Here is a 7,009-nt window from a genome sequence, read left to right as displayed (position 1 = left end):
GGCGGCGGAGCCGCCTACGCCTTCAGCGACGCCGGCGGGGTGAAGCGCTCGCCGTACTTGGCGGCGAGTTCTTCGGCGCGCTTGACGAACCCTGCCTGGCCGCCTTCGTAGCCCTGGATGTACTGCGACACACCGCCGGTCCAGGCGGGGAAGCCGATGCCCATGATGGAGCCGATGTTGGCGTCGGCGGTGGTGAGGAGCACGCCCTCGTCGAAGCATTTCTGCGTCTCGATGGCCTCGATGAACAGCATGCGCTCGATGAGGTCCTGGAACGGGACCTCGAGTTCCTTGGAACCGAAGTTCTCCCGCAGCCCGGGCCACAGGCCGGTGCGTTTGCCGTCGGCGTAGTCGTAGAAGCCTGCGCCGCCGAGTTTGCCCTTGCGGTCGAACTTGTCGACCATCGTGTTGATGACGTCGCCTGCCGGGTCGGCGGGCAGTTCTTTGCCTTCGGCCTTCGCGGCTTCCGCGGTTTCCTTGCGGATCTTCTGCATCAGCGTCAGGTTCAGCTCGTCGGACAGCTGCAGGGGTGCCGCCGGGTAGCCGGCCTGCATGCCCGCCTGTTCGATGGTGGCGGGCTCGATGCCCTCCGCGAGCATGGCGATGGCCTCGTTGATGAACGTGCCGATGACGCGGGAGGTGAAGAAGCCGCGCGAGTCGTTGACGACGATCGGCGTCTTGCGGATGGCCTGCACGTAGTCGAAGACGCGGGCGAGGGCCTCGTCGGAGGTCTTCTCGCCGCGGATGATCTCGACGAGCGGCATCTTGTCGACGGGCGAGAAGAAGTGGATTCCGATGAAGTCCTCTTGCCGCTTCACACCCGTCGCGAGGCCGGTGATCGGCAGCGTCGACGTGTTCGAGCCGAGCAGCGCCTTCGGGTCGACGATGTCCTCGATCTCCTGGAACACCTTGTGCTTGAGGTCCTGTGACTCGAACACGGCCTCGATGACGAAGTCGACACCGGCGAAGTCGGCGGGGTCGGCGGTCGGCGTGATGCGGTCGAGCAGAGCCTTCGACTTCTCCTCGGTGGTCTTGCCGCGGGACATCGCCTTGGCCTCGATGCCCTCGGAGTACGCCTTGCCCTTGGTGGCGGCCTCGATGGTGACGTCCTTGAGGACGACGTCGAAGCCGGCCTTCGCGGACACGTAGGCGATGCCGGCGCCCATCATCCCGGCACCGAGCACACCGACCTTCGTGATCGGGGTCTTCTCGATACCCTCGGGGCGGGACGCGCCGGAGTTGATGGACTGCAGGTCGAAGAAGAACGCCTGGATCATGTTCTTCGCGACCTGACCGGTGACCAGCGACGTGAAGTAGCGGGCCTCGATGAGGAGCGCGTTGTCGATGTCGACCTGCGAACCCTCGACGGCGGCGGCCATGATGGCGCGCGGTGCCGGCATGGGTGCACCCTTGAGCTGCTTGCGCAGGTTCGCGGGGAACGCGGGCAGGTTCGCGGCGAACGCCGGCGTGGACGGGGTGCCGCCGGGGATCCGGTAGCCCTTCTTGTCCCACGGCTGGACGCCACCCGCGGGGTTGGCCTTGATCCACGCCTTCGCGGCGGGCACCAGCTCCTCGACCGAGGACACGACCTCGTCGACGAGTCCGACCTCCTTGGCCTGCACCGGTCCACGCTGCTGGCCCTGCAGCAGCACCTGCATGAGGGCGTTCTGCAGACCGAGCATGCGGACGGTGCGCACGACGCCACCGCCGCCGGGCAGCAGGCCGAGGGTGACCTCGGGCAGGCCGATCTTGACGCCCTTCACGTCCGCGGCGACGCGGTGATGCGTGGCCAGGGCGATCTCGAGGCCGCCGCCGAGTGCGGCGCCGTTGATGGCGGCGACGACGGGCTTGCCGAGAGTCTCGAGGCGGCGCAGGTCCGACTTGATCGCGACGCTGTGGCTGTAGATCTCGTCGGCGTTCTCCGGGCCGACCTTGATCATGTTCTTCAGGTCGCCGCCGGCGAAGAACGTCTTCTTTCCGGACGTGATCACGACACCGGTGATGGAGTCCTTCTCGTCGACGAGGCGGTCGACGGTCGCCTTCATCGAGGAGATGTAGGCGTCGTTCATGGTGTTCGCGCCCTGGTTGGGATCGTCGATGGTGAGCACGACGATGCCGTCGGCGTCCTGCTCCCAGTTGATGATGTTCTGCTCGCTCACTGCTTCAAGTCTCCTGATGGTCCGGGCGGTCAGACGCGCTCGATGATGGTGGCGACGCCCATACCGCCGCCGATGCACAGGGTGATGAGGGCGTACCGGGCGTTCCGGCGCTCGAGCTCGTCGATCATGGTGCCGGTGATCATGGCGCCGGTGGCTCCGAGCGGGTGCCCCATGGCGATGGCACCGCCGTTGACGTTGAGCTTCTCGTCGGGGATGTTCAGGTCCTTCTGGAACTTGAGCACCACGGACGCGAACGCCTCGTTGATCTCGAACAGGTCGATGTCGTCGACGGTCAGACCGGCGGCGGCGAGCACCTTCTTCGAGGCCGGGGTGGGGCCGGTGAGCATGATCGTGGAGTCGGCACCGCTGGTGGCCGTCGCGACGACACGGGCGCGCGGGGTCAGGCTCATGTCCTTGCCCGCCTGCTCGGACCCGACGAGGACCAGTGCGGCGCCGTCGACGATGCCGGAGCTGTTGCCGCCGTGGTGGACGTGGTTGATCTTCTCGACCCAGTGGTACTTCTGCAGCGACACCGCGTCGAAGCCGCCCATCTCGCCGACGCCGGCGAAGGACGGGTTGAGCCCCGCCAGGTTTTCGAGGGTGGTGCCGGGACGCATGTGCTCGTCCTGGTCGAGGACGACGAGACCGTTGATGTCCTTGACCGGGACCACGGACTTGGCGAAGTAGCCGCCGGTCCACGCCTTCGCGGCGAGGTCCTGCGAGCGGACGGCGTACGCGTCGACGTCCTCGCGGGAGAAGCCCTCGATGGTGGCGATCAGGTCGGCGCCCACGCCCTGGGGGACAAAGTAGTTGTCGTAGTTGGTGGCCGGGTCGAGCGCCCACGGTCCGCCGTCGGAGCCCATCGGCACGCGGGACATCGATTCGACGCCGCCGGCGATGACCAGTTCGTCCCAGCCGGACCGCACCTTCTGCGCGGCAGTGTTGACGGCCTCGAGGCCGGACGCGCAGAACCGGTTCAGCTGGACGCCGCCGACGGTGTCGGGCAGTCCGGCGTCGTTGACCGCGACGCGGGCGATGTCCATGCCCTGGTCGCCGACGGGGGTGACGACGCCGAGGACCAGATCGGAGATGCGGTCCTCGTCCAGGTCGGGGAAGCGGGCGCGGAGCTCGTCGATCAGGCCGGTGACCAGCGAGATCGGTTTGACCGAGTGCAGCGAACCGGTCTTCTTGCCGCGGCCGCGCGGGGTCCGGATGGCTTCATAAATGAATGCCTCTGTGGTCACTGTGGAGTGTTCCTTCCTTATCTGCGTCGACGCCGACCGTGCACACGGCGCTCTGCACGGGGCATACCCCGGCACATTTACCTTAGAACGTGTTGCAAAACAGGAGGAAGGACCGAAGCGATCCTGGATCGTGACCCAGGCGATCACGACCGCCGCGATCGCGGGTGCAGTCGCGGCGGTGCCGTAGCGGGTCAGGTGCAGTCTTCGAGTGCTAGGTGGGCGGTTTCGGGTGCCATCAGCAGGGAGCTGACGGCACCGACCACCAGCACAATGACCAGGCCCAGCATGGAGGCGGTGAGCCCGAACGAAGACAGCGCGATGGGTAGCAGGAATGTTCCTGCCGCGGACCCGATCCGGCTTCCACCGTTGAGGAGTCCCACCCCGGAGCCTCGGAGTTCGGTGGGGAAGAGTTCGGGCGGGTACACCTGCTCGAGATTGGAGGCACCTGACATCACGAAGGTGAAGATGATGAACGCACCGAGGACGAGGGGAAGAGGGCCATCCGGTCCGATGGCGACGACGGCAAGGCTGACGGCCATGATCAGGAACGAGGAGATCAGCAGATGTCTTCGGGACATCTTGGCGACGAACCAGAGGCCGGCGATCCCACCGAGCAGCAGGAACAGGTTGAGGAGCGCGCCGCCGAGGAACTCGCGGTCGCCGAGTCCGATCTCAAGCATCAGGATCGGCAGGAAGGTGTATATCGCGAAGTAGGGGATGACTTGGCAGTTGAAGAACAGCATCCCGAACGCGGTGTTTCTGCGATATTTGCGTCCGAAGAAGTCGCGGTAGCGGGCCGGTTCCGGCGGCTGTTCGGCGGCGATCTTCTCGACGTCGAGGAATCCGCCCAGGTAGGCGTTGGCGATCTCGCGGGCTTCGGCGAGTCGGCCCTTGCTGATCAGCCAGCGGGGGGATTCGGGGGTCCCGATCCGCAGTATCAGGACGACCAGCGCAGGGATGGTGCCGCTGGCGAGGAGCCAGCGCCACGAGTCGTCGGAGAGCTGAACGAGATAGGTGCCTGCGAAATACGCGACGACGTACCCGACGGTCCACATCACGGTCAGGGAGGCCAGCAGCCCACCCCGGAAACGGCGGGGCACGAACTCGGCCACCAATGTCGGGCCCAGCGCGTAGTCGGCGCCGACGCCGAAGCCGATGAGCAACCGGAGGACGAGCAGCGCCACGGGTCCGTCGACGAAGAACTGGGCCAGTGAGGTAACGGCGATCAGCAGAAAGTCGAGCATGTAAACGCGTCTTCGACCGAACTTGTCGCCGAGCCAGCCAAGGATGACGCTGCCGAAGAAGATGCCGATCAACATCGAGGCGCCCAGCACACCCTGCCACACCGGCCCGAGACTCATCTGCGGGGCGATTGCGGTCAGCGCGATGCCGATGCTGCCCAGTGCGTAGCCGTCGGAGAAGTTAGCCCCGAAGGTGAGTGCGGTGATCTTGACGTGAAACCGGCTGAGCGGGCCGTCGTCGGCGGTGCCGGCGGGGGGCGCTGTGGTGCCGGGCGGCGGTGAGCCGCCCACCGGTGACGAGGTGAGGTTGCTCGAGTGCATGTTCGAGGCTCCGTTCGTTCTTCCTGGTCGGTGCCCACTCGCCGCCCGGCTTCCATTGTGCTGTCTGCGATGGGCCGGGCGACGGGATGGGGGCGTTCTCTGGAATCGGGAAAGGGGAGGTGCAGGATGATCCGTGGTCGGGCTTATGCGTTACGGCCGTAGAAGAGCCCTCGGGTGAGGTCGTTCAGTTTCATATCGGCCTTCTCGCCGTATGTCAGGACCGAGTTGAGGCGGGGCTGGCTTCCGGTGGTGGGGCTGACGCGGTGCAGGGCGTTTCTGCCGTGGAAGATCGCGAGGGTCCCGGCGGCACCGGGTAGGCGGATCATGTTTTCGGTGTCGCCGTGGATGATCCGTTCGATGGTGTCGTAGTTCGGGTCTTCGGCGTTGCGCAGCCCGGGAAAGTAGTCGAAGTGTCCGCCGCCGGATGCGTCTTGGTACATGACGGTGACCGCGAACTCGCTGCGATCGAAGTGCCAGCCCAGCTCGTCACCTTCGTCGAAGATCGCGATCATGACCGCGTCGAGGGTGTCAGCGCTGCGATGAAGTTCCTCCTTCCCCAGGACCGCGGCGATGAATCGGGTGAGGTCGTCGGTCTCGTAGAGACGCCGGATCGGGGTTTCGGCCGGAATCTGGTCGTAGGCGATGGTTCGTTTGGCCGAGCGTTGCGGCATCGCCCGGGGATGGCCGGCGGGTACCTCGGTGTCGACCGGTTCGAAGTAGACGGTGTGGGTGTTGTCGGTGCGAAACGCTTTCTCCGACAGCACCTCCGCGTGGGCAACCATCCGATCGACGGCGTCGGGAACGACGAATCCGGGCAGTTGGCACACACCGGCGTTGCGAAGCTCCGTGCGGCATCGGGCCACGAAAGCGCGGCCGGTGTCGCTGTCGAGGTCGTGGATGGGATAACGGCGCAGGTCGACGATATCTGCGTACATGGGGGCGGTGGCCTGGGACATGAATCCTCCGAGTTGTCGGGGTTTGTGATGGGGGCGAATGCCTCACTCGAGAGTGTCAGCTGCGTCACATTAGGGCAATTCGCTTTGGCACTGAATTGAATAAGGAAACGTACTAATGTATTCCGTGTGAGCCGAGACCTCCACACCATCGAACTGCGTTATCTGGCAGCCCTCATCGCGGTGCACCGCGATGCCTCGTTCAGCCGTGCCGCCGAGCGTCTCGGCTATACCCAGTCCGCGGTCAGTCAGCAGATCGCCCGGCTCGAACGCGGCATCGGACACCAGTTGGTGGAGCGGCCGGGTGGTTCCCGGGCGGTGTCGCTGACTCCGGCCGGCAAGGTCCTGCTGCGGCACGCCGAAGCGATCGTCGCCCGCCTGACCAGTGCGGCCGCCGACCTCGACGCGTTGGACGACGGCACCGCGGGAACTCTGCGGATCGGCTGCTACCAGAGCGTCGGTGTGCGGATTCTGCCCCGGGTGATGCGGGAATTTCTCGCCCAGTTCCCCGGCGTGAATGTGCAGTTGGTGGAGAACGAGGACGACGGGGAACTACTCGCACAGGTCGAACGGGGGGAGCTCGACCTGAGTTTCGTCGTCGCGCCGTTGCCTCCGGGCCCGTTCGACTCGGAGGAGCTTCTCGAAGATCCGTATGTGGTTGCGGTACGGGATGATTCACCACTCGGCCGCGGTACCGGCACGGTGACCCCGAAAGATCTGGCCCGCATCCCTTTGATCAGCTACGCGCAGATCCGGGAGGCGCACCTGATCGAGAATCGGCTCGGGCACCCGGCACTGGCCGGGCAGATGGTGTTCCGGTCCAACGACAATGGCACCATTCTCGGCCTGGCAGCGGAAGGGGTGGGAGCCGCGGTGATCCCGTGGCTGTCGGTCGATCCTCATCGGGACGGTCTTCGGGTCCTGCAGATCTCCGGTGTGAGCCGGCGGATCGTGGGTATCGCCTGGCATCGTGATCGGTACCAGATCCCGGCGGCTCATGCCTTCATCGACCTCGCTCACGCAGCCGCGAACGAGGAGGAGATCCATATGCGAGCGGCGCTGGGAAACGGTGCTCCACGCAGCGGGACAAAGCC

General features: G+C 65.8%; 5 protein-coding genes. 1 reads left to right on the top strand and 4 read right to left on the bottom strand.

The window, feature by feature from the left end:
• Positions 1–14: 14 nt before the first annotated feature.
• The 4 genes from ACFTZB_RS40930 to ACFTZB_RS40915 form a co-directional block, all read right to left on the bottom strand.
• Positions 15–2,156 (bottom strand): 3-hydroxyacyl-CoA dehydrogenase NAD-binding domain-containing protein, encoded by a 2,142-nt coding sequence (locus ACFTZB_RS40930; protein WP_378440945.1) that lies wholly within the window; start codon positions 2,154–2,156, stop codon positions 15–17.
• A gap of 29 nt (positions 2,157–2,185) precedes the next feature.
• Positions 2,186–3,400: an acetyl-CoA C-acetyltransferase gene (locus ACFTZB_RS40925; protein WP_012691313.1), complete on the bottom strand. Its 1,215-nt coding sequence runs from the start codon at positions 3,398–3,400 to the stop codon at positions 2,186–2,188.
• 191 nt (positions 3,401–3,591) lie between these two features.
• Positions 3,592–4,962 (bottom strand): MFS transporter, encoded by a 1,371-nt coding sequence (locus ACFTZB_RS40920; RefSeq protein WP_378440943.1) that lies wholly within the window; start codon positions 4,960–4,962, stop codon positions 3,592–3,594.
• A 143-nt stretch (positions 4,963–5,105) separates the two neighbouring features.
• Positions 5,106–5,918, bottom strand: a complete 813-nt coding sequence (locus ACFTZB_RS40915) for a hypothetical protein (protein ID WP_378440941.1) — start codon at positions 5,916–5,918, stop codon at positions 5,106–5,108.
• Positions 5,919–6,044: 126 nt separating this feature from the next.
• Here ACFTZB_RS40915 and ACFTZB_RS40910 point away from each other — a divergent pair.
• On the top strand, positions 6,045–7,009 hold a 965-nt coding region (locus tag ACFTZB_RS40910), incomplete at its 3' end, for a LysR family transcriptional regulator (RefSeq protein ID WP_378440938.1).

This window comes from Rhodococcus sp. NPDC057014 (genome assembly GCF_042673295.1).
In the GTDB taxonomy this organism is placed as follows: Bacteria; Actinomycetota; Actinomycetes; order Mycobacteriales; family Mycobacteriaceae; genus Rhodococcus_F.
This window is presented reverse-complemented; position numbering and strand designations above follow the sequence as displayed.